At 72.8% G+C, this 23,305-nt stretch carries 21 protein-coding genes; 7 read left to right on the top strand and 14 right to left on the bottom strand.

Going from position 1 to position 23,305, the window contains the following annotated elements:
• Positions 1–171: 171 nt before the first annotated feature.
• The 3 genes from Ade02nite_RS11390 to Ade02nite_RS11400 all read right to left on the bottom strand — a co-directional run bounded on the left by Ade02nite_RS11390 (position 172) and on the right by Ade02nite_RS11400 (position 2,724).
• Positions 172–1,227 carry a lactonase family protein gene (locus tag Ade02nite_RS11390; protein ID WP_203761558.1) on the bottom strand — a complete coding sequence of 352 codons (1,056 nt, stop codon included), beginning with the start codon at positions 1,225–1,227 and terminating at the stop codon, positions 172–174.
• On the bottom strand, positions 1,211–1,837 hold the full coding sequence (locus tag Ade02nite_RS11395) for a hypothetical protein (protein ID WP_203761559.1): 627 nt from the start codon (positions 1,835–1,837) through the stop codon (positions 1,211–1,213). The genes Ade02nite_RS11390 and Ade02nite_RS11395 overlap by 17 nt, the downstream gene beginning before the upstream one ends.
• Positions 1,838–1,932: 95 nt before the next feature.
• The gene (locus Ade02nite_RS11400; protein WP_203761560.1) at positions 1,933–2,724 is read right to left on the bottom strand and encodes a hypothetical protein; all 792 of its coding nucleotides are present in this window, start codon (positions 2,722–2,724) and stop codon (positions 1,933–1,935) included.
• 161 nt (positions 2,725–2,885) lie between these two features.
• On the opposite strand from Ade02nite_RS11400, the gene Ade02nite_RS11405 reads away from it, so the two are divergent.
• Complete coding sequence (locus Ade02nite_RS11405; RefSeq protein ID WP_203761561.1) at positions 2,886–4,475, top strand: AfsR/SARP family transcriptional regulator; 1,590 nt, start codon at positions 2,886–2,888, stop codon at positions 4,473–4,475.
• Positions 4,476–4,498: 23 nt separating this feature from the next.
• Here the strand turns inward: Ade02nite_RS11405 and Ade02nite_RS11410 are convergent, their stop codons facing one another.
• Positions 4,499–4,990 (bottom strand): winged helix-turn-helix transcriptional regulator, encoded by a 492-nt coding sequence (locus Ade02nite_RS11410; RefSeq protein ID WP_203761562.1) that lies wholly within the window; start codon positions 4,988–4,990, stop codon positions 4,499–4,501.
• A gap of 90 nt (positions 4,991–5,080) precedes the next feature.
• Between Ade02nite_RS11410 and Ade02nite_RS11415 the strand changes: the two genes are divergently transcribed.
• The gene (locus tag Ade02nite_RS11415; RefSeq protein ID WP_203761563.1) at positions 5,081–5,578 is read left to right on the top strand and encodes a hypothetical protein; all 498 of its coding nucleotides are present in this window, start codon (positions 5,081–5,083) and stop codon (positions 5,576–5,578) included.
• A gap of 17 nt (positions 5,579–5,595) precedes the next feature.
• Here Ade02nite_RS11415 and Ade02nite_RS11420 read toward each other — a convergent pair whose 3' ends face one another.
• The 4 genes from Ade02nite_RS11420 to Ade02nite_RS11435 are packed head-to-tail and all read right to left on the bottom strand — an operon-like array spanning position 5,596 to position 9,944.
• Positions 5,596–6,192 carry a GTP-binding protein gene (locus Ade02nite_RS11420; RefSeq protein WP_203761564.1) on the bottom strand — a complete coding sequence of 199 codons (597 nt, stop codon included), beginning with the start codon at positions 6,190–6,192 and terminating at the stop codon, positions 5,596–5,598.
• Complete coding sequence (locus Ade02nite_RS11425) at positions 6,173–6,562, bottom strand: DUF742 domain-containing protein (RefSeq protein WP_203761565.1); 390 nt, start codon at positions 6,560–6,562, stop codon at positions 6,173–6,175. Before Ade02nite_RS11425 ends, Ade02nite_RS11420 begins: the two co-directional genes overlap by 20 nt.
• Complete coding sequence (locus Ade02nite_RS11430) at positions 6,552–6,971, bottom strand: roadblock/LC7 domain-containing protein (protein WP_203761566.1); 420 nt, start codon at positions 6,969–6,971, stop codon at positions 6,552–6,554. Before Ade02nite_RS11430 ends, Ade02nite_RS11425 begins: the two co-directional genes overlap by 11 nt.
• Positions 6,972–9,944 carry a sensor histidine kinase gene (locus tag Ade02nite_RS11435; protein WP_203761567.1) on the bottom strand — a complete coding sequence of 991 codons (2,973 nt, stop codon included), beginning with the start codon at positions 9,942–9,944 and terminating at the stop codon, positions 6,972–6,974. It lies immediately after the preceding gene.
• Positions 9,945–10,163: 219 nt separating this feature from the next.
• Between Ade02nite_RS11435 and Ade02nite_RS11440 the strand changes: the two genes are divergently transcribed.
• The 3 genes from Ade02nite_RS11440 to Ade02nite_RS11450 are packed head-to-tail and all read left to right on the top strand — an operon-like array spanning position 10,164 to position 12,660.
• Entirely contained in the window at positions 10,164–10,799 is a 636-nt protein-coding gene (locus tag Ade02nite_RS11440; protein ID WP_203761568.1) for a hypothetical protein, read from the top strand.
• An 11-nt stretch (positions 10,800–10,810) separates the two neighbouring features.
• On the top strand, positions 10,811–11,602 hold the full coding sequence (locus Ade02nite_RS11445) for a hypothetical protein (RefSeq protein ID WP_203761569.1): 792 nt from the start codon (positions 10,811–10,813) through the stop codon (positions 11,600–11,602).
• Between the two features lie 59 nt (positions 11,603–11,661).
• Positions 11,662–12,660, top strand: a complete 999-nt coding sequence (locus tag Ade02nite_RS11450; protein WP_203761570.1) for a helix-turn-helix transcriptional regulator — start codon at positions 11,662–11,664, stop codon at positions 12,658–12,660.
• A 167-nt stretch (positions 12,661–12,827) separates the two neighbouring features.
• Here Ade02nite_RS11450 and Ade02nite_RS11455 read toward each other — a convergent pair whose 3' ends face one another.
• Together Ade02nite_RS11455 and Ade02nite_RS11460 are read right to left on the bottom strand one after the other, a co-directional pair.
• Complete coding sequence (locus tag Ade02nite_RS11455; RefSeq protein ID WP_203761571.1) at positions 12,828–13,466, bottom strand: hypothetical protein; 639 nt, start codon at positions 13,464–13,466, stop codon at positions 12,828–12,830.
• Between the two features lie 224 nt (positions 13,467–13,690).
• Entirely contained in the window at positions 13,691–16,603 is a 2,913-nt protein-coding gene (locus tag Ade02nite_RS11460; protein WP_203761572.1) for a M48 family metallopeptidase, read from the bottom strand.
• Positions 16,604–16,741: 138 nt separating this feature from the next.
• Between Ade02nite_RS11460 and Ade02nite_RS11465 the strand changes: the two genes are divergently transcribed.
• The gene (locus tag Ade02nite_RS11465) at positions 16,742–17,947 is read left to right on the top strand and encodes a cytochrome P450 (protein ID WP_203761573.1); all 1,206 of its coding nucleotides are present in this window, start codon (positions 16,742–16,744) and stop codon (positions 17,945–17,947) included.
• Here the strand turns inward: Ade02nite_RS11465 and Ade02nite_RS11470 are convergent.
• Positions 17,944–19,488 (bottom strand): beta-N-acetylhexosaminidase, encoded by a 1,545-nt coding sequence (locus Ade02nite_RS11470; protein ID WP_239168687.1) that lies wholly within the window; start codon positions 19,486–19,488, stop codon positions 17,944–17,946. The two genes, Ade02nite_RS11465 and Ade02nite_RS11470, sit on opposite strands and share 4 nt — an antisense overlap.
• 25 nt (positions 19,489–19,513) lie before the next feature.
• Between Ade02nite_RS11470 and Ade02nite_RS11475 the strand changes: the two genes are divergently transcribed.
• Positions 19,514–20,047: a GNAT family N-acetyltransferase gene (locus tag Ade02nite_RS11475; RefSeq protein WP_203761575.1), complete on the top strand. Its 534-nt coding sequence runs from the start codon at positions 19,514–19,516 to the stop codon at positions 20,045–20,047.
• 155 nt (positions 20,048–20,202) lie between these two features.
• Here Ade02nite_RS11475 and Ade02nite_RS11480 read toward each other — a convergent pair whose 3' ends face one another.
• The 3 genes from Ade02nite_RS11480 to Ade02nite_RS11490 all read right to left on the bottom strand — a co-directional run bounded on the left by Ade02nite_RS11480 (position 20,203) and on the right by Ade02nite_RS11490 (position 23,281).
• Positions 20,203–20,958, bottom strand: a complete 756-nt coding sequence (locus Ade02nite_RS11480) for an SGNH/GDSL hydrolase family protein (protein ID WP_203761576.1) — start codon at positions 20,956–20,958, stop codon at positions 20,203–20,205.
• A gap of 386 nt (positions 20,959–21,344) precedes the next feature.
• Positions 21,345–22,181 (bottom strand): LLM class flavin-dependent oxidoreductase, encoded by an 837-nt coding sequence (locus Ade02nite_RS11485; RefSeq protein ID WP_203761577.1) that lies wholly within the window; start codon positions 22,179–22,181, stop codon positions 21,345–21,347.
• A 113-nt stretch (positions 22,182–22,294) separates the two neighbouring features.
• Entirely contained in the window at positions 22,295–23,281 is a 987-nt protein-coding gene (locus Ade02nite_RS11490; RefSeq protein ID WP_239168688.1) for a helix-turn-helix transcriptional regulator, read from the bottom strand.
• Positions 23,282–23,305: the final 24 nt, after the last annotated feature.

Raw genomic sequence — 23,305 nt, forward strand, 5'->3', positions numbered from 1 at the left:
TCTACGATGGCGGCCAGACACGCGCTCGATTGTGCGCATCACCGAAGGCGAATGCCATATACGTTCGGGCGAAAGTTACTCGGATTGGGATTGTTGGCACCCTGAGTGACCGATAGTGATGCCGCCGTTCCGATCAGTCGCGGGCGCTGACCGTTTTCTTCCAGTTAACCCTTATGCCTCTTTAGCCGTAATCGTCCAGCGCAGCAGGGCCGTCGGGCTGGCGACGGCGGTGGGTTCGCCCTGGACGGCGGGAACGCCGGTCTCGGGGTCGATCCGGAAGGTCGTCACGCTCTGTGACAACTGGTTGGTTACGTAGAGGTGATCCCCGAGCAGGATCATGTGCCGCGGCCAGTCCCCGCCGGTGGGCGTCTCGGCGATCAGGGTCGCGTCGTCGCCGTCCCAGGCGAAGGTGGCGATCGTGTTCGGGCCGCGGTTGGCCACGTACACGAAGCGGCCGTCCGCCCGCACGATGATCTCGGAGGGGAAGTTCTGGCCCTCGGCGGTCGTGGTCGGGGCCTCACCGGCCAGCTCGAGCGTGCCGTCGACCGCCGGCCGCCACCAGCTCAGCGTGCCGGAGAGCTCGCCGACCAGCATCAGCGCGCCGTCCGGCGACCAGCGCAGGTGACGCGGGCCGGTGCCCGGCTCGGCGACCACGGCCGGCGGCAGCATGGTCAGCCGGCCGGCGACCGGGTCGAGGCGGGTGCGCCAGACACGGTCCGAGCCCAGGTCGGCGACGAGGACGTCGTCGCGCACCGGGACGACCATGTGCGCGTGCGGGCCGGCCTGACGGTCGGCGACCGGGCCGCTGCCGGCCAGGCCGAGCAGGTCGGAGCGCTCGCCGGGAGCACCCTCCGGGTCGAGCGGGTGCACGGCGACGGAGCCGCCGGCGTAGTTGGCGACGAGCAGGAAGCGGCCGTCGGAGGTGACCGAGAGGTGGGCCGGGTCGCCGCCGCCGGTCGGCTGGATCGACAACGGGGTCAGCTCGCCGCCGGGCGACACCGTGAACGCGCTGATGCTGCCGTCCGGGTCGAGCTCGTTGACGGCGTACAGGATCGGGAGGGTGGGGTGCTGGGCCAGGAACGACGGCGACGGCGTGCGCGCCGCGACACCCAGGTGGGTCAGGACCCCGGTCGCCGGATCGCGGCGCAGCAGGGCGATGCCCTCACCGTCGCCACCCTTGTCGCCCGTGTAGCCGCCGACGAAGATCAGCTCATCGCTCGTGCCCATGGCCTGATCCCATCACAAGTTCCCGCGCCGCCTCACGGCAGCCCGCGTCCACCGGCAGATCGACGCGCGCCTCCAGGACGTCCACCAGCTCCGGGCGGCGCACGGTCCCGACGTTGCGGATCCGCCGCGCCACCGTTCCCGCGCAGCCGGGATAGCGGTCGGCGAGGCCCAGGCGGGCGATCACCCGGTCCAGCGGCGCCGGCCGGCCGATCTCGTCGGTGCCCATCGCGGCCAGCAGGTCCCCGGCCTGGGCGCTGCCCACCTCGGCCAGATCGCCGGTCACGGCGGGCGGGTCCGAGGACATCGAGCTGTACGGGAAGGAGGCGAGCCGCCCGTCGGACCGCCACCAGTGGAAACGGCGCGCCCGGGGGCCGGCGTGCAGGCGCCAGCGCGCGGCACCGTCGCGCCCGCCCAGAAAGAGCGGCCAGCGGGCGCAGTGGTACGCCTCGACAGCGGCGGCCCACTCGGTCGCGACACCCCGCTCGCGCAGGCAGGCGACGTGGCACGGGCCGGGGATCACGCCGGTCGCCTCACCGCCGGTCATCCAGGGCAACAGCGTCCAGTCCCATCCGGTCAGGCCGAGCACCGGGCGGCCGCAGAGTTCGCACATGATCCGGCTCTTCGCAGGCCGGGCCCCGCTCAGGCCTCGGCGGCCGCGCGGACCCCCGTAGACCCGCGCGACCGCCTCGGCGGCTTCGGTTGACGTCAGCTGTTCAGCAGCTCGTAGACGGTGGCCGTGGGCCTGCTCGTCTCGGCCGGGACGGTCGGCGTCTTCGTCCGGCCGTACCCGGCGTAGGTGACCTTGTAGGTCGACGCCGTGGACCCACCGGTCGCGGGGATCTTGACGGTGAGGCTGGTCAGATGCCCCTCGGGGCCGACGACCGCGTCGAACGGCACGGACTTCGCCTGCTCGCCGAGCGCGGTCAGGGTCTTCTCGTCGACGATCTCGGCCGCCTTGGCGCCGGTCAGGTCGGTCGTGCCGGCGTACCGGCCCTTGCCGGTCTCCACCACGTCCTGGGAGTTCCGGATGATCAGCTCGGTGTAGCCGGGGTCGATCTCGTCGTCGTTGTACGAGAGCGGTGCGTCGTCCGGGTCCTTGATCTTCTTCGGGTCGATGAGCATCCACTTCTTCGGCAGCCGGGGAAAGCCCTCGGGCGCCCCGGTGACCGAGAGCTTCATCCAGCTCTTGTTCTTGATGATCAGGGCGTGGAGCGTGAGTGACACGCCGTCCTCGGCATGGGTGACCTTCACCTGGGCGGTTCTGTTCGGCGCGTCCAGCAGGCCCGAGAACGGGGACATCCCGCCCTTGATGTCGAAGGTGTAGGCGCCCACCTTCTCGTCCGGCACGGTCTCGATCAGGACCTCGCGCGGTGACTTCTCCGGCGTGGCCGGACGGTCGCCGAGGGCGCTGGTGTCGCGGGCGCCGCCCACGAAGCCGCAGCCGGAGAGGGCGAGCGCGACAGTGGTGACGCCGAGGGCCAGTCTGTATGTGTTCATCGATGGCACGTCCGTTCAGCTCGGGTGATGCCTCGAAGCCTCCGGGAGCGTGCTGCGGTCGCTCTGCCGTTATGCTGCTGCCCGCTGCCGTTCCACTGCCGAATCACGTTCGCGCAGCTCACGCATGGGGGGACACGCTGCGATTCGAAATCCTCGGCGACGTGCGGGCGCTCCGCGACGGCACGCCGGTCGACCTGGGACCGGCCAAACAGCGCGCCGTGCTCGCCGTCCTGGTGCTGCAGGCCGGCCGTCCGGTGCCGACGCACCACATCGTGGACGCGGTCTGGGGCGACGATCCCCCCGAGAACGGCGCGAACGTCGTGCAGAAGTACGTGGCCGGGCTGCGCCGCGTGCTCGACCCGGCCCGGCAGCCGCGCACGCCGGGCGAGTTGCTCGCGCTGACCGGCAGCGGCTACGTGCTGCGGATCGAGGGGCATGCGCTCGACGCCGACGAGTTCATGGCGGCGGTCACCGCGCCGGAGGCCACGGCCGCGGCGCTGCGGGAGGCCCTCGCCCTGTGGCGCGGGGAGGCGCTGGCGGGCCTGACCGGGCCGGTGTTCGAGGCGGCGCGGGTGCGGCTGACGGAGGCGCGGGCGACGGCCTGGGAGCGGTGGGCGGAGCTCTCCCAAGGGCGGGAGCCGGGGCTGATCGCCGAGCTGAGCCGGCTGATCGGCGAGTTCCCGCTGCGCGAAGGGCTGCGCGCCCAACTCATGATCGCGCTGCATCGGAGTGGGCGGCAGGCGGAGGCGCTGGCGGCGTTTCGGGAGGCGCGGGCCTATCTGCTGGACGAGTTCGGCATCGAGCCGGGTGAGCTGCTCCAGGAGACGCATCGCCGGATCTTGCGGGGCGACGCCTTTCCGGTGCCGGCGGGGCCGGATGCTGCCGAGGTCGCGGGCTCGGCGCCCTCCGGCCCGCCTTCCGCTCCGCCTTTCGCTGGGCCGCCTTTCGCTGGGCCGCCTTTCGCTGGGCCGCCTCCTGCTGGGCCGTCTTTCGCTGGGCCGTCTTTCGCTGGGCCGCCCGCCGCCGGGCCTGTGGTGGCGTGGCCGCACGGCTTCGCTCCGCACGGGCCTGTGCCGCCCGCGGTGCCGGACTTCCTGGCCCGCCCGGCCGCGGGGCGGCCACGGGTGCCGGTCCTCGAGGTGCTCTTCGCCGCCGTCCTGCCGGTGGTCACGCTCTCCCTCGGCTCGTGGATCTACTTCGTCGTCGCCGCCGCCCGGCTGCACAACCGGCGGCTGCTCATCCCCGCGGCCGTCTACGCGCTGATGGTCGTCGCGGCCGTCGTCTTCATGGAGCTCGACCCGTCACCGCTCGACTCGGCCGAGACGAGCGCCGCCGAGGGCGCCGGCATCATCCTGTTCGGCGCCACGGTCCTCCTCTCCGCCGTGCACGGCGCCGTGATCGCGGCGCTGTCCGCGCGCACCACCGGCGAGTGGCTGGTCCGGGAGCAGTCCCGCCTGTTCGCCACGCTCGACCCGCGGCGCGCCCGCACGCTCGGCATCGGCCGCCCCGACCTGGCCCGCCGCTTCGACGACGGCGGCCTGATCGACATCAACCACGTGCCCGCGGCCGCACTCCCGCACCTCACCAAGCTCGCCCCGAAGACGGCCGAGCGCATCGCCGCCGCCCGGCCCTTCACCCACCCGGCCGACCTGCTCCACGGCGGCCTCCTCTCGGCAAGGACCTACCGCCGCCTGGAGCCACGCCTGATCGCCCTGCCCCCAGCGCCGCCGGAAGCGACCTCGCCCACCTGATCCGCCGACCCGACCTCGCCGCGCTACGGGGCGTCGACGAAGCGGGCGCCCGGTCCCGGCGTACGGCAGATGTCCTCGGGGTGGAGGTGGGTGTGGCCCGCGGCGCACTGGAGGACGACGCGGACCGGCTCGTCGCAGGCGGCCTCGTCGTCGGCCGGGCGGTGGCGGACGATCACCGACGGGCCTTCCGGGGTGGGCAGGTACTTGTCGCCCCACTCCAGCAGGGCCACGAGGGTGGGGCGCAGCGCCTCGCCCTGCTCGGTCAGCTCGTAGGCGAAGCGCTGCCTGCTGCCAGGCTCCTGATAGGGCACCCGGCGCAGGACCCCGGCGGCCACCAGGGAGTCGAGGCGGGTCGTCAGGAGGTTCTTCGCGATGCCGAGGCGGGCGTGGAACTCGCCGAACCGGCGGGCGCCGTCCAGCGCCTCGCGGACGATGAGCAGCGACCAGCGCTCGCCGACCACCGCGAGGGAGCGCGCCACCGAGCAGTTCACCGGGTCGATCCGCCGCGTCCGCATGCGGCCAGCCTACCCGGCTGAGTTGACAACTTGAACTCAGCATCCCTATGGTCCAGCTGAGTTGAAGAAATAAACCCAGGAGAGCCGATCATGCCGATGCTGGACGTGTACATCCCCGAGGGCGCGCTGCGGCCGGACGCCGAGGCCGCGCTGCTCGACCGGATCACCGAGATCCTGATCCGCCATGAGGGATTCGACCCGGCCGACCCGGTGACCCGTTCGGTCTCCTGGCTGTGGCTGCACCGGCCGGCCGCCGTGTACGTCGGCGGCAAGCCCGCCGGCGAGCCGCGCTACAAGGTCGTCCCGTCCGCGCCCGAGGGTCAGCTCGGCGAGCGGGCCCGTGCCGGGGTCATCGCCGAGGTCACCGAGGCGATCCTGGACGCCGAGGACGGCGCCTGGCCACGCGACCCGAGCCGGATCTGGGTCTTCCCCACCGAGATCCCCGAGGGGCACTGGGGCGGCTGGGGCACGATCAGGCCGCTCGCCGCGATCCTCGCCCGCCTCACCGGCGGCGACGCCGAGCAGGCGCGCATCCTGGCCCGCCGCAGGATCGAGGCCAGCCGAGCCGAACGAGCCCGCCAACCCTGAGCGGGACCCGGGCCTCCCTAACGGGAAGCCGAGGCCAGCTGGCGGCGGGCCACGTACTCCACCAGCTCGATGAGGACGTTGCGGGCGGCCTGGGGCTCGCGGGCGTCGAACAGCACCACGGGGACGCCCTCGTCGAGGTCGAGGGCCCGGCCCACGGCCTCGGGGGCGAAGCGCTGCTCGGACTCGAAGCAGTTGACCGCGACGACGAAGGGAGTGCCCCGCTGTTCGAAGTAGTCGATCGAGGGGAAGCAGTCGGCCAGGCGGCGCGTGTCGGCGAGGACCACCGCGCCCAGGGCACCCTCGGAGAGCTCGTCCCAGAGGAACCAGAAGCGGTCCTGGCCGGGCGTGCCGAAGAGGTAGAGCTGCAGGTCGTCGGTGATCGTGATGCGGCCGAAGTCCATCGTGACCGTCGTGGTGGTCTTGCCCTCGACACCGTCGACGCTGTCGGCGCCCTCGACGCCGGTGAGGATCTCCTCGGTCTGCAGCGGACGGATCTCGCTGACCGAGCCGACCATCGTGGTCTTGCCGGCGCCGAATCCGCCGGCGATCAGGATCTTGAGCGCGACCGGGATGCGCGACGACGCGCCGTTGTGGTCAGAGCGCACGGAGTCCATTGACAACCGCCTTGAGTACGTCGACGTCGTGCGGCTGGGTGGCCGCGGGAGGTTCGTACAGCGAGATGAGCCCCGCCGAGCGTAGATCACCGAGCAAAACGCGGACCACGCCGATCGACAGGTCCAGGCCCGAGGCGAGCTCGACGACCGAGATCGGCTCCCACGCGGCGGCGACGATCGCGTGGTGCTCGGGCTGGAGCGGGGTGTCCTCGCCCGGCCGCCCGCCGGCCGTCGCGACGACGAAGGCGACGAGGTCGAACTCGCCGCCCTCGGGCGCCACGCGGCCCTGGGTCATCGCGTAGGGGCGGACGACCGGCCCGGCGTCGTTGTCGAGCCAGTCGTGCGCCGCTCGGGGGAGGTCAGCTGGCATCGGACGGAGCCACCGCCGAGCGCTCCGGCGCGCTCATGTTCTGGCCGACGCGGGTGACGAGCATGGCCATCTCGTACGCGATGAGGCCCAGATCGGCGTCGCTGGAGGCCAGAACGGCGAGGCACGCGCCGTGACCGGCCGCGGTGACGAAGAGGAAGGCCGACTCCATCTCGACCACCGTCTGGCGCACCGGACCGGCCCGGAAGTGGCGGCTCGCGCCCTTGGCGAGGCTCTGGAAGCCGGCGGCCATCGCGGACAGATGCTCGGCGTCCTCGCGGCGCAGGCCGGCCGAGGCGCCCATCAGCAGGCCGTCGGCGGAGAGTACGACCGCCTGCTGCGCCGTCGGCACCCGCTCCACCAGATCGTCGAGGAGCCAGGTGAGGTTCGCGCTCTGCTTGGTCTGTGTCACTTATGCGTCCTTTTCCGGCCGTGTCACGTCATTGCTTCCGGGTTCGGTGGCACGGTCGCCGGCCGCATCCTCTCCGCCCCCGGATGATGCTTCTCGTTCCCGGGCGAGCGCGACGTTCACGATCGCCGGGAAACTGACGGTAGCCGCATCGGCAAAGGATCCGCCGTTCGAGGGACGCTCGATGTCCGTGTCATCCGCATTGGACCGATCTTCAGATGCGGAATCCGTGGCGCGGGACGGCATGTCGTTGCGCTTTCCGTGTTCACCCCCCTTCGGAGCGTCACCGAGATAGCGGGAGGCGTCGATGCGGCCTCGCGTGGTGCCGGACTGGAGGGCGCTCATGATGCTGCGCACCTGCTCGGGCGAGCGGAGGGTGGCGGCCGGCTCCGGCTCCTCGGCGGGACGGGACGTGCGGCGCAGCTGCGGGGCCAGGCTCGCCTGGCGCACGCGCTTGGGCAGTCCGTCGTCGATCTCGTCCGCGCCGGCCGGGGGCGCCGCCGGCGACGTGGGAGCGACGAACATCGGCGCGGCCGAGGTGGGCGCCGCCGAGGGCGCTCCGGTCGGCAGCGCGGTCGGGAAGAGCGGCGCGGCCGAGGTCGGCATCACGGGCCCGGCCCCGCGGTGGGGCAGCACCTCGGGCTCGGGCGCGTCGCGCCGCGGCAGCGGGATCACGGCTTCGGGCGCCTCGCGCTGAGGCAGCGGGATCACGGCTTCGGGCGCCTCGCGCTGGGGCAGCGTGGCGCCGGGCACGGTGTCGGCGGCGTCCATGGCTGCCAGGTCGGCCGGGCGGCGGGCCCGCTTGCGGCGGACCAGGCCGTCCTCGCTGAGACCCTCCGCGATGGAGCTGGGCGCCGGTCCACCGACGGCCGGCGCGGCGGGCGGCTCGGCGGCCGGCGCCTCGGCCGGCTCTGTGGCCGTACCGTTGATCGTGACCGGACGGCCCGGGACGGTGACCTGACGCAGCTCCTCGGTGCCGTTCCACTGGAGCGTGGCCAGCGAGTGGCGCGACGGGTCGTCGGTGCCCGAGCCGACCAGCGGGCGCTCCTTGGTGGCGCCGCCGGACGGCAGCGCCGCCGGGCCCGCACCCGGCGCGACCAGCTCGCCGGGCACCAGCACGATCGCCGTCACGCCCGCGAACGCGGACGGCCGCAGCGACACCCTGATGCCGTGCCTGTTCGCCAGCTGGGCGACCACGAAGAGACCGAGGCGCGCGCTGTCGGCCGGGTCGAAGTCGGGCGGCTCCACCAGGCGCCGGTTCGCCTCGTCGATCGCCTCCTGGGTCATGCCGAGGCCACGGTCCTCGATCTCGACCGCGTAGCCGTTCGGCAGGACCTGCCCGGAGACCTGGACCCGGGTGTGCGGCGGCGAGAACGAGGCCGCGTTCTCCAGCAGCTCGGCGAGCAGGTGGATGACGTCGCCGACCGCGCGGCCCAGCACCGAGGCGGACTCGACCGAGCGGATGTCGACCCGCTTGTAGTCCTCGACCTCGCTGATCGCGCCGCGGATCACGTCGATCACCGGTACGGGGTTGCGCCAGCCCCGGCCGGGCGCGGCGCCGGCCAGGATCACCAGGTCCTCGGCGTGCCGGCGCATGCGGGTGGCGAGGTGGTCGACCCGGTAGAGGTCCTCCAGCTCCTGCGGCTCGGTCTCGCGGCGCTCCATGCGGTCGAGCAGGGCGAGCTGGCGGTGCAGCAGCGTCTGGCTGCGCCGCGCGATGTTGAGGAAGACCTCGTTGAGCCCGCGCCGGACGCCGGCCTCCTCGACCGCCGACTGCACGGCCGTGCGCTGCACCTCGTTGAACGCCTGGCCGAGCTGGCCGATCTCGTCGCGGCCGTACTCGAGCGGGGGCGTCTCGACGTCCACATCGACGTTCTCGCCACGCTGGAGCCGGCGGACGACCATGGGCAGCCGCTCGGTCGCCATCTCGCGCGCCTCGCCGTGCAGACGGCGCAGCCGGCCGACGATCGAGCGGCCCACCTTGATCGAGAGGAGCACCGAGACCACCAGGGCGGCGAGCCCGAGGATGCCGGCGAGGCCGAGGCGCACCAGGATGGTCTGGGCGACGGGGCGGGCGCGCTCGGTCAGCGAGTCGGTGGCGGCCGTCTCGAAGGCGCGCAGCTCGCGCGCGGCGGCCACGTACACCGGGCGGAACTCCTCGCTGCTGACCGGGGACACCACGCCGTCGCGGCTCTGCTGGACCAGCGCGGTGAGCAGGGCGTCGAGCCGGCTGAAGGTGTCGCCGCCGTTCATCTTGCCGTATGCGGTGCGGTCGGCGGCCGACATGTCCTCGACGCCCTGGCCGAGCAGGAACCGGGCCGTGCCGACGTCCTGGATGAGCTGGCTGCGCGTCTCGGGGTCGAACCGGCCGCGCGCGGTGGCGCCGCCGACCAGGGCGTCGACCCGGCTCAGGTATTCCTGCCCCTGTCCGACGGTGGTGAGCGCGCGCAGCTCACGGTCGATGCGCTCGTCGTCGAAGGTCGCGGTGGCGGCGAAGGTCTGGAAGCCGGACGCGATCACGCTGTTGTAGAGGTTCTGGCCGCCGATCGCGTCCATCTCTCGCTTGTCGATGTGGTCGCGGTTGCCGGCGAGGCTGTCGAGCTGGGTGAAGAACTGGCCGATGCGGGCGCGCAGCGCGTCGCTCGCGGCGTCGTGCGCCTTGTCGCTGCCGGCCTGGCGGCGGAAGTCGGCGATCGCCTTGTCGGTGGCGGCGCGCTGGTCCTGGAGGGTGCGCGGGATCGGGCCCTTGGCGGAGAGGTACTCGACGCTGAAGAGCCGCTCGCGCTGGAGGTGACCGACCAGCTCGATGCCGGGGTTGCCGACGGTGTCGAGCACCGTGCGCGCGGAGAGCAAGTTGAACGCCGGACCGGCGGTGAGCGCGGTCGCGAAGAGCCACAACGCCAGCAGCGCGGTCAGCGGCACGGCTGCCAGCGCAATGATCTTCGAACGGATCGACCAGTAGCGGGTGGTTCTCATGAGGCTCCGCCCGAGGGTTGGCGACGGCGTACGCCCTCGGCAGAATACGTAAAACCTTCACGGCGAGCCACCTGCCCCGCGTACCGAAATAATGGCTTTCCGTCCTCTTTGTCCTGCGAGATTGCCGAGTCGTGGATACGACAGCCCACGTTCGTGCGGCAGATGCGATTGGCGACACACCTTCGGTGGGCATACCGGGTATGACAAAGGAGGAGGCCGATGTCCACCACACTCACGATCATCCTGATCGTCGTCGTCCTGGTCGTGATCGCCGCCATCGTGTACGGCATCCAGGTCGGTCGGCGCAAGAAGCTGCAGAGCACGTTCGGGCCCGAGTACGACAAGGTGGTCGCCGACACCGGCAGCCGCACCGAGGCCGAGAAGGAGCTGCGCGAGCGCGAGAAGCGACACGCCTCGCTCGAGCTCAAGCCGCTGTCGCCCGAGGCGCAGGCGAAGTACTCGGCCGCGTGGGAAGAGGTCCAGATCCAGTTCGTGGACAACCCCACCGAGGCCGTCTCCACCGCCGACGAGCTGGTCACCCGGCTGATCGCCGAGCGCGGATACCCCACCGGCGAGTACGACGAGCGCCTCGCCGACCTCTCGGTGGAGCACGCCAACACGCTTCAGCACTACCGCGACGCCCACGCGATCAGCGAGCGCAACCGCGCCGGCGAGGCCGGGACCGAGGACCTGCGCCAGGCCCTGGTCCACTACCGCGCGCTCTTCGCCGACCTGCTCGGCACGGACCCGGTTGCTGGTACTACTGAGAGCAGGATCGTCCCCAATGGAGACAACGCGCCGGCGCCCGCTCCGCGTGAGGCCGGCGACGCTTCCGCCCGCGACACCAGCCGCTAGGAGCCACCGACATGAAGTTCTTCTCGAACGAGAAAGAGAACGAGGCGCAGTACGCCGACGACGACCCCGAGCGCACCCAGCACGTGGCCTCCGAGCCGGTGACGGTGCCGCCGCAGCGGGCCGGGTCGCCGTGGAGCGACCGGCCGGGTGACGCCCCGGCCGCCGTCCCGGCCGACACCTCGCCGCACACCGACTCCGACCCCGAGCGCCGCGACGGCACGACCTACGGGCCGGACGGCACCGTGGTCACCGAGCGCGCCGACTCCCACCCGGACGACGTGGACATCCGCCTGGACGACGAGGACACCCGCGCCGCCGGCACGGGCCACGATGTGCACGAGGGCGTGGCGCCGGCCGACGCGGACAAGCCGGCGGAGCAGACGGCGGTCCAGGACGACGGCACGTTCGACAGCCCCACCGCGGTGGAGCCGGCCACCGGCGAGCCGATCCGGCCCGAGGCCCAGGACGCGATCAAGGACGACGGGACGTTCGAGAGCCCGGCCGTGGTCGAGCCGGCCACCGGCAAGCCCGTCGAGCGGTCCGGCGCCGCCACGAGCGACCGGCTCCTGCCGGACGGCGACGCCTTCACCGAGCGCTTCCGCGACATCCAGCTGCGCTTCGTCGACGACCCCAAGGACGCCACGGCCGAGGCGTCCCGGCTGGTCGAGGAGGTCGTCGACAAGCTGACCAGCACCCTCAAGGCCCAGCGCGACGCCCTGGGCGGCAACGCCGACGACACCGAGAAGCTCCGCGTCGAGCTGCGCGGCTACCGGGACATCCTCAACCGGCTGCTGTCGCTCTGAGCCTCGGCCGTTCTGCGGGGAGCCCGTCGGGCTCCCCGCACCCGTTATAGCTTTGCGGCATGCGCGCCGGCCGTCTCGTCTCCCTGCTCCTGCTGTTGCAGACGCGCGGCCGGATGACGGCGCAGGACCTCGCCGACGAGCTGGAGGTCTCGGTACGCACCGTCTACCGCGACGTCGAATCGCTCGGCGCGGCGGGCGTCCCGATCTACGCCGACCGCGGGCCGGCCGGCGGCTATCAACTGCTCGACGGCTATCGCACCCGCCTCACCGGCCTGACCTCCGACGAGGCGGGCACGCTGTTCCTGGCCGGCATGCCGGGACCGGCGGCGGAGCTGGGCCTGGGCTCGGTGCTGGCGGCGGCGGAGCTCAAGCTGCGCGCGTCGCTGCCGGGTGAGCTGGGGGACAGAGCGGATCGGGTACGGGAGAGGTTCCACCTCGACGCACCGGGCTGGTTCCGCGCGGGCGAGCCGACACCCCACCTGTCCACGGTCGCGGAGGCGGTCTGGAGCGGGCGGGTGCTCCAGATCCGGTACCGCCGCTGGAAGGCCCCGCGCGAGGTCGACCGCAGGCTGGACCCCCTGGGTGTGGTGCTGAAGGCCGGCCGCTGGTATCTGGTGGCCGCGGCGGGCGAGCGCACGACGGCCTACCGGGTGTCGAACATCCTCGCCGCGGACATCCTGGACGAGCCCGCGTCCCGCCCGCCCGGCTTCGACCTGGCGGCCTACTGGGCGGAGTGGACGGAACGCTACGAAAGCGGCGTCTACACCAGTGTCGCGACGGTCCGCATGACGGAGGCGGCGCTGCAACGGATGGCGTTCGTCTTCCCGCCGGAGATGTCCCGCACGGCCCGGGCCGAGGCGGGCCCACCGGACGAGAACGGCTGGCTGCTCACCCGGGTCCCCATCGAGTCGATCAGGCACGGCCACATCGAGCTGCTGAAGCTGGGCGCCGAGGCCGAGGTGCTGGACCCGCCGGAGCTGCGGGCACAATTCGCCGAGACCGCGCGGGGCTTGATGGCGACCTACCTGCCGACCGGCTCGCCACCCCCTTCGGTCTAGCGTTCGATCCCGCCAGCGGCCGGAGCGCCGGACGGAGTCGGTGCCGCTTACTTGCCCGCGGGGTGGCGCCGGCCAGCCTCGTGCCGCTTACTTGCCCGCGGGGTGGCGCCGGACGGCCTCGTGCCGCTTACTTGCCCGCGGGGTGGCGCCGGCCGACCTCGTGCCGCTTACTTGCCGGTGGGGTCGGCGGCCAGCCAGCTGCCGGCGCGGTCGTTGTCGGAGGTGCCGTCCCAGCCGGTCTCGCCGCCGGTGTCGCCGTGGCCGGCGTCCTCGCCGGGGTAGGGCGGCCACGACGGGTCATCGGTCTCGTCGCCGGTGGGCGGCGTGGCCGGGTCGGTCGGCTCGGTGGTGCTGGGGTCGGTCGGCTCGGTCGGCGGCAGCGGCGGGGTGGTGGTCGTCGTCTCGGCCGGCGGGGTCGCCGGGACGGTCGTGCTCGCACCGGTGCCGGTGCTCGCACTCGCGCTCGCACTCGTGGAGGCGGACACGGTCGGCGTGGTGATCGGCAGCGAAGGCGAGGGCGACGTGGTGGCGCTCGGCGTGGGCTCGGCCGCGGGCGACGTGTCCATCGGCAGGACGTTGCCCTGCGGTGCGGTGTCCACAGGGGAGTCGTCGCTGTCCGTGGTCTGCTCACCCGCCCCGGTGCCGCCGACGAGCTGGTCGCCGGTCACCTTGTTCTTCTCGGTGACGACGGCCGGCGGTCGCGCGGGCGACGTCGGCATGCCGCCGAGCTGAACACCCATCCAGAGGGCCGGACCGAGCCCGACCGCGATGATCGCTCCGAAGAGCGCCAACGGTCCCCGCTCCATGATCTGGCCTCCCCCGCCCTCATAGGGATCGTCCACCGTCACCGGAAACTCATCTACCCATTTACGCAACCGGTAAGCGAACGGCCCCCGAAGGTCATTGTGACCTCAGGTGACCAGCAGATCACTCATCCGTCGCGAATGAGACGCTGATGACCGGTACCACGCACGGCAAGGGTGGAACAGTTCACTGTGGGTCATGCCAGACGGGTGAAAGGTGCGCGGCGTCACCCGTTGTGGCGAGTGCGCGTGAGGAACGACACCGCCTCGTCGAGCGCGGCCCACCCACCCGGCAACTCCTCGGAGTCGAGGGCGGCCCGCACCCCGAGCCGGCTCCCGTCCCGCAGCCCGATCTCCCAATGCCGCCGCCCGTTGCGCCCCGCCACCACGGAAGCGACATCAGCAAACGGCACAAACCGCGTCTGAACCCCCTCATCGACCACCGGCAACGTCGCGACCGACCCGCCGTCACCGCCCGGCGCCGGCCCAGAACCGCTCCCGGCCCCAGTCGCGGCAGAACCGCTTCCCGTCCCAGCCGCTGCAGAACCGCTCCTGGCCCCAGCCGCAGAATCGGCCCCAGCCGCCACAAAACCGCTTCCACCCCCGGCCGCCGAACCAGCCCTGGCCGCAGAACCGCTCGCGGCCCCAGCCGCAGAACCAGCCCTGGCCGCCACAAAACCGCTTCCACCCCCGGCCGCCGAACCAGCCCTGGCCGCAGAACCGCTCCCGGCCCCAGCCACGGCAGGACCATTCCCCGCCGCAGCCGCCGCGGACCGTGCCGGCCCTGTCCCCGGCCCACCCTGCGACGCGCCCGAACCCGGCTGGGTGGGGACAAGGCGGCGGTGGGCCGGAGAGCCGTCGGCGAGAACGCCGTCGGAGGCCAGGCGGGTGAGGCGCCGCTTGGCCTCGGCGTGGCGGGTGCGGGGCAGGCCGGCCACCAGCACAAGACCGGTCTCGACGACGAGCAGGTCGGTGCGCGCGCCGTCGACCAGCAGGTTGACAACACCGCCGAGCACCGGCACGCGCGCGGCGGGGCGCCCGCCGCCACCTGCCGAGGCGGTGATGTCGATGCCGAGGGTGGCGAGCCACTCGCGCGCCTCCCCGACCGTCGCCGGATCGCCCGCGAGCACGGCCGGGCCGTGCAGGTCGAGGTGGGACCCGTCGATCGAGACCAGCTCGGCCGCGCCCGTCCAGCTATGTCGCCAGCGAGCCCGCCCGTCATGCAGCGCCGTCAACGCCAGCAACAGCGTGATCAGCTCGGTGACCCGAGCCGCGATCTCCTCGGCAGGCAGACGCCCCCCGAATGCCGGCGGTGACCCACCAGGCGGAAAGGCACCGCCGGATGCGGCCAGGCCGCCTGCCAAGGAGGGGTCGCGGGACGCCGCCGAGCCGCCAAGCAAGGAAGGGTCGCGGGACGCCGCCGAACCGCCAAGCAAGGAAGGGTCGTGGGACGCCGCCGAACCGCCAGGCAGGGAAGGGTCGCGGGACGCCGCCGAACCGCCAGGCAGGGAAGGGTCGCGGGACGCCGCCGAACCGCCAGGCAAGGAAGGGTCGCGGGACGCAGCCAAGCCGCCAGGCAAGGAAGGGTCGTGGGGTGTGGTTGCGCCGCCCGGCAAGAAGGCGCCGTCGCGCGAACTTGCGCCGCCAGGCAACGAGGGCTCGCCGGGTGAGGCGTCGCCACGTTCGGCGTCACTGGCCAGGGATGTGCCTTCGGGTGAGATGGCGGCGGCCTGCGCGCCGGGCGTTGATGCCCCGGCGGGCGGGTAGTCGGCCGAGGATCCGATGGGCGAAGCGCCCGGCGAGGAGTTGGTGGGCGGGGCGCCTCGCGAGGATCCGGTCGGCGGGGCGCTCGGCGAGGAATTGGTGGGTGGGGTGTTCGGCGAGGAATTGGTGGGTGGGGTCCTCGGCGCGGAGGGGCCGGCCGGGGATGGCAGGTCGGCCAGGATAAATTCGGCGAGCTTGGTGAGGTGGCCGTCCTCGGAGAGGCGTAGGACGTCGTCGATGGTGGTCACGGGGGTGCCGGCGGCGTGGGAGAGAGCTCGCAGGGACGCGTCGGCCTCGCGTTCCATCTCGGCTGTGCGGGCGGCGCCGAAGAACTCGTCCCAGCTGACGGTCTCGCGGCCGGCTACGGGGTAGGCGACGGCCTGCAAGGCGCGGCCGAGGCCGGGCAGGTCGGGGACCAGGTCGCCGGCCGGCGGGGAGATCGGGTCGGGGCCCTCGGGGGTGATCGCGGCGAGGGCGGCCAGTCGCTCGGCCAACGGCGGGTGGGGGTCCCACTCGGCCGGCTCCTGTGGGCCGCGGGCGCGCAGCAGCGCCGCGTCCTCGGCGCGGGCGGCCAGGACGCGCAGGAAACCGCCGAACACGTCGTCGGGCACCAGGCCGGCCTGCCAGCCGGGGCTCAGGTATTCGACGTGGAACAGCTCCTGCATGCCCTCGAGCACGGGGCCGTCGCGCAGCACCGCGGCCGCCACGCGGGCGCCGGCGAACTCGGCGGCGACCCGGTCGGCGGCGAGCTCGTGGGCGCGGCTGTACGGATCGTCGACAGCCCTGTACCACCTGGCCCACAGCCGCAACACCGGGCCGGCGGGGCTGCGCGCAGGGATGCGCGGCACGACACGGGACAGCACGACCCGGCCGCGGCGGGCCACGGGGGCGAACCGGCCGCCGAGCCGGGGCGAACCGTGCGCCAGCTCGTGCGCTACCACGGCCCGCAACCGCGCCTCGTCCCACGCCTGGAACAGCGGGAGTCCGAGGTAGAGCTCGCGGTGCCCGCCGACGAGGCCGCCGAGCCGCGCGCGCTCGACCAGGGTGGCGGCCGCGGACGCGACGACTGTCACGCCGTCGGGCGGCGCGACGCCGGCCGCGGCGGCGGCCTCGTCGATCATCGTCCAGAGCTTGGGCGCTCGCTCGCGGGTCACGGGGACGCCGGCGGGCGACGGGCGGCGCAGCCGCAGGGCGCGCATCGTGGCGTAGCAGAGCAGGCCGGCGGTGGCGATGGCGAGCGGAACCGCGACCTGCACCGCGACCGTGCCGGGCAGCAGGTCGAGCACCAGCAGCACGGCCAGCAGCGCCGCGACGACCTGGAGCCATGCCACCACCAGGAAGCCGGCCACCATGGCGGCGGACCTACTCGCCTTCACAGGCACTCCCTCCGTCAGGCGTCCCAGAGTAGGGCGGGGGTATGACGGAAACCCCAGACGCGAAGTCCGCCAGGAGGAAAAATAAGGAAGATTTTCGGCAGCGGTTTCGCGCCGTCACGAGAGGGGACACGGACGGCCATGGCTCTTCTCGACCAGTCCCTCGCCTTCGCGGCGAAGGGGTACGCCTGGCTTCCGGACCTGCGGCGGCAGTCGCACGGCCGCCCCGTCGAGATGCGGGTCGGCGGGCAGCGCGCGGTGGCGATCAGCGGACCGGACGCGGCTCGCTTCTTCTACGGCAAGGGCAACCTGGAGCGGCACGACGCCCTCCCGCCGAACGTGATCGCCACGCTCTTCGGCAAGGGCGTGCACACGCTCGACGGCGAGGCGCACCGGGCGCGCAAGGCGCTCTTCGTCGCGCTGCTCATGAACGCGGACGGGATCGACAGCCTGGCGAAGCTGGCCGGCGAGGTCTTCGACGAGGCCGCCGAGGGCTGGCGCGGCGCGGGCGCGATCTCGATCTTCGACGAGTCCGCGAAGGTGCTGGCGGAGGCCGTGTCGCGCTGGACCGGCGTACCGGATGAGGAGCGTGACCGGGACGCCCTGGCCCGGGACCTGATCGCGATGGTCGACGGCTTCGCGACCCTGGGTCCGCGCTTCGCGCGGGCGCGATCGGCCCGGCGGCGGCGAGAGCGTCAGTTTTCCAAGATCATTGATGCCGTACGCCGTGAGGACCCGGCCCCGGAGCCGCTGTCGGTGGTCGCGCACCACCTCGAGGACGGTTACCTGCTCGACTCGAGGACCGCGGCCGTCGAGCTCATCAACATCATCCGGCCGGCCACCGCGGTGGCGTGGTTCGTCGCGTTCGCCACGCACGCGCTCGACCGCTGGCCCGCCACCCGCGCCCGGCTGCGCGCCGGGGACGACGACTACACGCTGGCGTTCGTGCACGAGATCCGGCGGTTCTACCCGTTCGCCCCGTTCCTCGGCGCCCGGGCCGCACGCGACCTGGTCTTCCAGCGGGCGGAGATCCCGGCGGGCGCGCTGGTGCTGCTCGACGTGTACGGCCAGCACCACGACCCGCGGGTGTGGCCGTCGCCGTACGAGTTCCGGCCCGAAAGGTTCCTCGGGCGCCCGGTCGGCGAGTTCGAGCTGATCCCGCAGGGCGGCGGCGACCCGCGTACGGGCCACCGCTGCCCCGGCGAGAAGATCACGATCGCGCTGCTGGGGACGCTGGTGCAGCGGCTGGCGAAGCTCGACTACTACCTGCCGCCGCAGGACACGAGCATCGACCTGAGCCGCATCCCGGCGCGCCCGGCGAGCGGGCCGGCGATCGTCGTGCCCTAACCCCGTACCCAATCGATCTCTGGGGAACGGTGGAAGTTGACGCCCTGCGCCTCCCAGCGCGGGGCGAACTCCGCCAGGCGGCGGCGCAGCGACTGCCAGTCCCGGGCGGCGCGCGGTGACCAGCCCACCTCGGCGATCGCGGGCAGCCGCGGGAAGGCCATGAACTGCACGTCGGCGAGGCTGCGCAAAGTCTCGGACCAGAGCGGCGCCTCCACGCCGAGCAGCGACTCCTCGGCGACGCCGGGCAGGCGGTCGGCGGGATCCCAGTCGTACGAGCGCTCGACGCCGACGTGGCCGGCCCAGTCGAGGCCGAGCGGGGTGGACTCGTCGTACTTCATGTCCAGATAGGTACGGTCCGCCGGCGACATGATGACCTGGTGCCCGGCGGCGGCCGCGCGGGCCACGCCACCGTCGGCCGGCTCGATGCGCCAGTACTGCGGGATCGCGGTGGCGGGCAGGTCGACGGCGGCCATCTCGTGCCAGCCGATCGCGCGCTTGCCGTACTTGCCGGCCATCGGCAGCACCCGCGACATGAAGGTGCGGTAGTCGTCGGCCGTGGTGGAGAAGGCCTCGTCGCCGCCGATGTGCAGGTAGGGGCCGGGGGTGAGCTCGGCGACCGTACGGAGGACGTCCTCGACGAAGGTGTAGGTGATCTCCTTGTCGGCGGACAGGGTGCTGTAGCCGACCTCGCCGTCGGTGCGCTGCCGGACGGGCACGCCGTCGGGGGTCAGCTCGGGATAGGCCAGCTGGGCGGCGTTGACGTGACCGGGCAGGTCGATCTCGGGAACGATCGTGACGAAGCGCGTGGCGGCGTAGGCGACCAGGTCCGCGTACTCCCGCGCCGTGAGGAACCCGGGCCCCGCGCCGTCGACGCCGGTGCCCTCGCCGCCGCTGATCTCGGTGAGCAGCGGCCAGCCGGCGATCTCGAGGCGCCAGCCCTGGTCGTCGGTGAGGTGCAGGTGCAGGTGGTTGATCTTGAACTGGGCGATCGTGTCGATGTAGGACCGCAGGTCGTCCGGCGAGTAGAAGTGCCGGGCGAGGTCGATCATGGTCCCGCGGTACGGGAAGCGCGGCTCGTCCTCGATGCGGCCACCGGGCAGCGTGATCTCGGCCGCGGCCGTCGCGGCGGCAGCCGCCGGGTCCGCAGCCGCTGGGTCCGCCGCCGCTGGGTCCGCCGCCGCGGCCGCTGGGTCGGTGGGCAGGAGCTGCCGGAACGTCTGGACGCCGGCGAAGAGGCCCTGGGCGGTCGGGGCTCGCAGCGTGACGCCGTCGGCGGTGATGTCGAGGCGGTAGTGCTCGGGCGACTTGGCCGTGTCCTCCTCGACGAGGAGGCGAATCGGGGCCGTGCCGCCGACTCGGGGCACCGGGAAGCCGGTGGCGTGCCGCAGGAGGGCCGCCAGCTCGTCGGCGACCGCCGCGGCCTCGCCGACCGCGCCGACCGACACATCCGGCGCGATCCGGAAATCGGCGGACGGATCGGGCCGCACAGAGGCGGGCAAAGGAATGACGTCGCCGAGTTGTCTCATCGTGGGAGCGCGCACGCGAGAAACCTTAAACTGTCTTTCCATGTCGATCACGACCCGCCGGGCCGAGAAATCGGACGCCGAACAGCTGCACGACCTGGCCGACCGGACATTCAAGCTGGCCTGTCCGCCCGGCACGAAGCCGGAGGACATCGCGGCGTTCGTGGCCACGAACCTGTCCGCCGACAGCTTCCGGAAGTACCTGGAGGACCCGGACCGGATCATCCTGCTGGTGGCGTCCGGCGGCGTGCCGATCGGCTATTCGATGCTGGTCAGCGGCCCGATCGAGAACGACGACGTCGCGGCCGTGGTGGACGAGAAGGTCAGCATCGAGCTGTCGAAGTTCTATCTGCTCGAGGAGAGCCACGGCTCCGGCGCGGCCGCCGCCCTGATGACCGCGACCCTGGCCGAGGCCGCCGCGACGGGCGCCGAGTTCTGCTGGCTGGGGGTCAACCAGAGGAACGAGCGAGCCGCCAAGTTCTACGCCAAGCACGGCTTCGAGGTGATCGGCGTGAAGCGCTTCCTGGTGGGCGCCGAGTGGCACGACGACTACATCCGCCGCCGCCCTCTCCCCTGAGAGAGGCGAGAGCCGACATATCGCTTATGTCCAGTGCGGCAAGGTCCTGCCACCCGGTCGACCGAGACTGATGCGGCCGAGCCGGTAGGGCCGAGCCGGTCGTGCCGAGCCGGTCGTGCCGAGCTGGCGGGCCGAGCCGGTGGGGCCGAGCTGGATCAAGCGGGGACGATGTCTGTCCACGTTGTGTATTTGCCGGTGCGGTTGTCGCCCGAGGAGCGGCCCCGCAGGCGGCGGTTGATCCACGGGAGGACGTGTTCGCGGTAGTAGCGGGCCTCGGCCAGGACCCGGCGCGACTCGGCGGGGCCGGGGTCGATCACGTGGGCCTCGGTGGAGTGGCCCAGGGCGGTCAGGACCAGGCCGGCCACGCGGCGGTGGCCGGCGGCGTTGAGATGGAGGCGGTCGGCGGACCAGTAGCCGGCGCGGCGGATCTCCCTGTCGTGGAAGACGTCGACGAAGGTGATGTCGTAGCGCGGCACGAACCGGGCGACCGCGTCGGTCAGCAGCTCGCCGCGGCGGCGCATGGTGGAGCCGAACGGGAGCCGGTCGGACGGGTCGGCGCCGCTGAGCAGGACCACGCGCACGCCCGCCTCGAGGCAGCGCTGGACGGCCCGCTCGGTCATCGCGGCCAGGCGGTTCATGTCGCCGCCGGGGCGCATCATGTCGTTGCCGCCGCCGTTGAGCGACAGCAGCGTGGGCGGCGGCGACAGCGCGAGCGCCGCGTCGAGCTGCTCGGTCACGATCGGCTCGAGCAGGCGCCCGCGGATGGCGAAGTTCGCGTATTGGATCGGCTCGCCCTCGGCAGCGGCCAGCCCGGCGGCGACCAGATCGGCCCAGCCCCGCTCGGACCCGTCCGGCAACCCGTCACCGAGCCCCTCGGTGAAGCTGTCCCCGATCGCCACGTAGCGCGTCACGCCGAACCTCCCGCATCGCCCCGCCTTGATCAACCGAGGCACCCCGGCCGAGGCTATCGGACCTGCCCGGCGCAACTAACACCGATAGCCGAACCGCACCGAGCCGACGCCCGGACCCACCTCGCGGCGGCCCTCGGTGGCGGGGGCGCGCTCACACGACCGGCACTCACACGACCGGCACTCACCCGACCAGCGCTCACGCGACCGGCACTCATCCGACCGGCGCTCACCCCCGACCGGCACTCACCCGACCGGCACTCACCCGACCGGCGCTCACCCCCGACCAGCGCTCACCCGACCGGCACTCATCCGACCGGCGCTCACGCCCCGACCAGCGCTCACCCCACCAGCGCTCACCCCACCAGCGCTCACCCTCACACCAGCGCTCACCCCACCAGCGGGCGCACCTCCTCGGCGACCCAGCGGCAGTACTCGGCCGGGTCGTCCTCGGGCAGGGGCTGGAGGATGACCTTGGTGGCGCCGGCGGCCGCGAACGACGCCACGCCCTCGGCTATCTCGGTGGGGCTGCCCGAGAGGCCGGTGAACGAGTGCTTGTATTTCTCCTGCCACGCGATCAAGCGGTGGGCGGAGTCGCCCGGCAGCGCCGGCACGAAGACGACGAGCTCGTGCGGGCCGGGCGCGGCGATCAGGTCGCGGGCCGCCGCCACCTCGGCCGGCGACGTGCCGCCCGCGAGGACGGTGGCGTCTCCGACCTGGCCGGCGAGGGCCAAGGTCTTGGGGCCGCCGGCCGCCACATAGAGAGCGGGTGGCGACGGCGGGGGCCAGTCGAGGCGTACGGCGTCGAGCTGGACGTAGCGGCCCGAGACGGTCACCTCCTCGCCGTGCAGCAGGGCCCGCAGCGCGGTCGCATGCTCGCGCAGGAGCGTGAGGGGCGACGCGGCGCGCGCGCCGACCTGGGCCATCCACTCCTGCACCCCGTGGCCGATGCCGGGCAGCACGCGGTCGCCGAACATGCGACTGAGCGTGGCGACCTCCATGGCGGTGGCCGCGACGTTGCGGAACGGGACCGGCATGATGCCGATGCCGACGCGCAGCCGCTCGGTGAAGGCGAGAGCGGCGGCCGACGCGGACACGCCGCCGTTGAGGAAGCAGTCCTCCCACAACCACAGCTCGTCGAGGCCGGCCCGGTCGGCGGCCCGCGCCACGTCGCGCAGCTCCTCGGGCGGGTGTTGCGGCAGGTAGATCGCACCAAGCGTCGTCATGGGGAGATGATGCACCGGCCCTCCGACATTTCCGCGGAATAAATAAGCCAAAGTTTATATAAGCTTTGCCTTATACGACACCGGAAAATGTCGGGGGCTCCCGATAGCTTCCTTCACGCGGATCGGCGCCACGGGGGCGCCGATCCGTCCACAACGGAGCCCGCGATCATCGCCTCGCCCGCACGGCGCAGGTGATCTCGCAGCTCAGGAGGTGACTCGACAGTGAACGGCGCACCCATCACCCCCAGCACCATCACCGGCCACGCGAGGTCGTCCACGTTCATCCGCAGACGGCAGCCGGGCGCGAGCTCCTCCACGGTGCCGTAGTTGCCGACCGTTGCCCGCACCTGCTCCGCGGGGGCGTCGACGAGCACCGAGACCTCGTAGCGCAGCGGCATGGTCTTCATCCGCGAGCGCAGCCACTCGTTGTAGTCGCCGCCGGGGATGTCGCGGGGGCGGAAGCGTGCGCCGGTCAGGGCCGGGGATGTCAGGCGGTCGACGCGGAAGCTGCGCCAGTCGCCGCGGTCGAGGTCCCAGGCGACCAGATACCAGCGGCGGCCCAGCGGCACCAGGCGGTGCGGCTCGACGTGCCGTGTGGTCGGGTCGCCCTCGCGGGGGTGGTAGTCGAACCTCAGCCGCTCCTCGCCCCGGCAGGCCATCGCCAGCGTGGTGAGGACCGTCGCGTCCAGGGTGGGGCCGCCGCCCAGCGTCCCGGGTGCGGTGACCGCCCGCAACGCGTCGATGCGGCGCCGCAAGCGGGGAGGCAGGAGCTGGATGACCTTCGCCAGCGCCCGTACCGACGTCTCCTCGAAGCCCGAGGCGGCTCCGGCCGCCGCCGTTCGCAGGGAGACCGCTATGGCCACTGCCTCGTCGTCGTCGAGCAGCAGCGGCGGGACCGCCGCGCCCGCTTGCAGTTGATAGCCACCGGCCACGCCGCGCGACGCGTCGACCGGATAGCCGAGCTCGCGCAGCCGGTCGACGTCGCGGCGCAGGGTCCGCGGGCTCACCTCGAGCCGGCCCGCCAGCTCGGCGCCCGGCCAGTAGCGATGGGTCTGGAGCAGCGACAGCAGCCGCAGCATTCGGGCGCTCGTGTTGGCCATGGATCCAGACTCCCCAGCATTGCG

Origin of the sequence: Paractinoplanes deccanensis, from assembly GCF_016862115.1 — a bacterium.
In the GTDB taxonomy this organism is placed as follows: Bacteria; Actinomycetota; Actinomycetes; order Mycobacteriales; family Micromonosporaceae; genus Actinoplanes; species Actinoplanes deccanensis.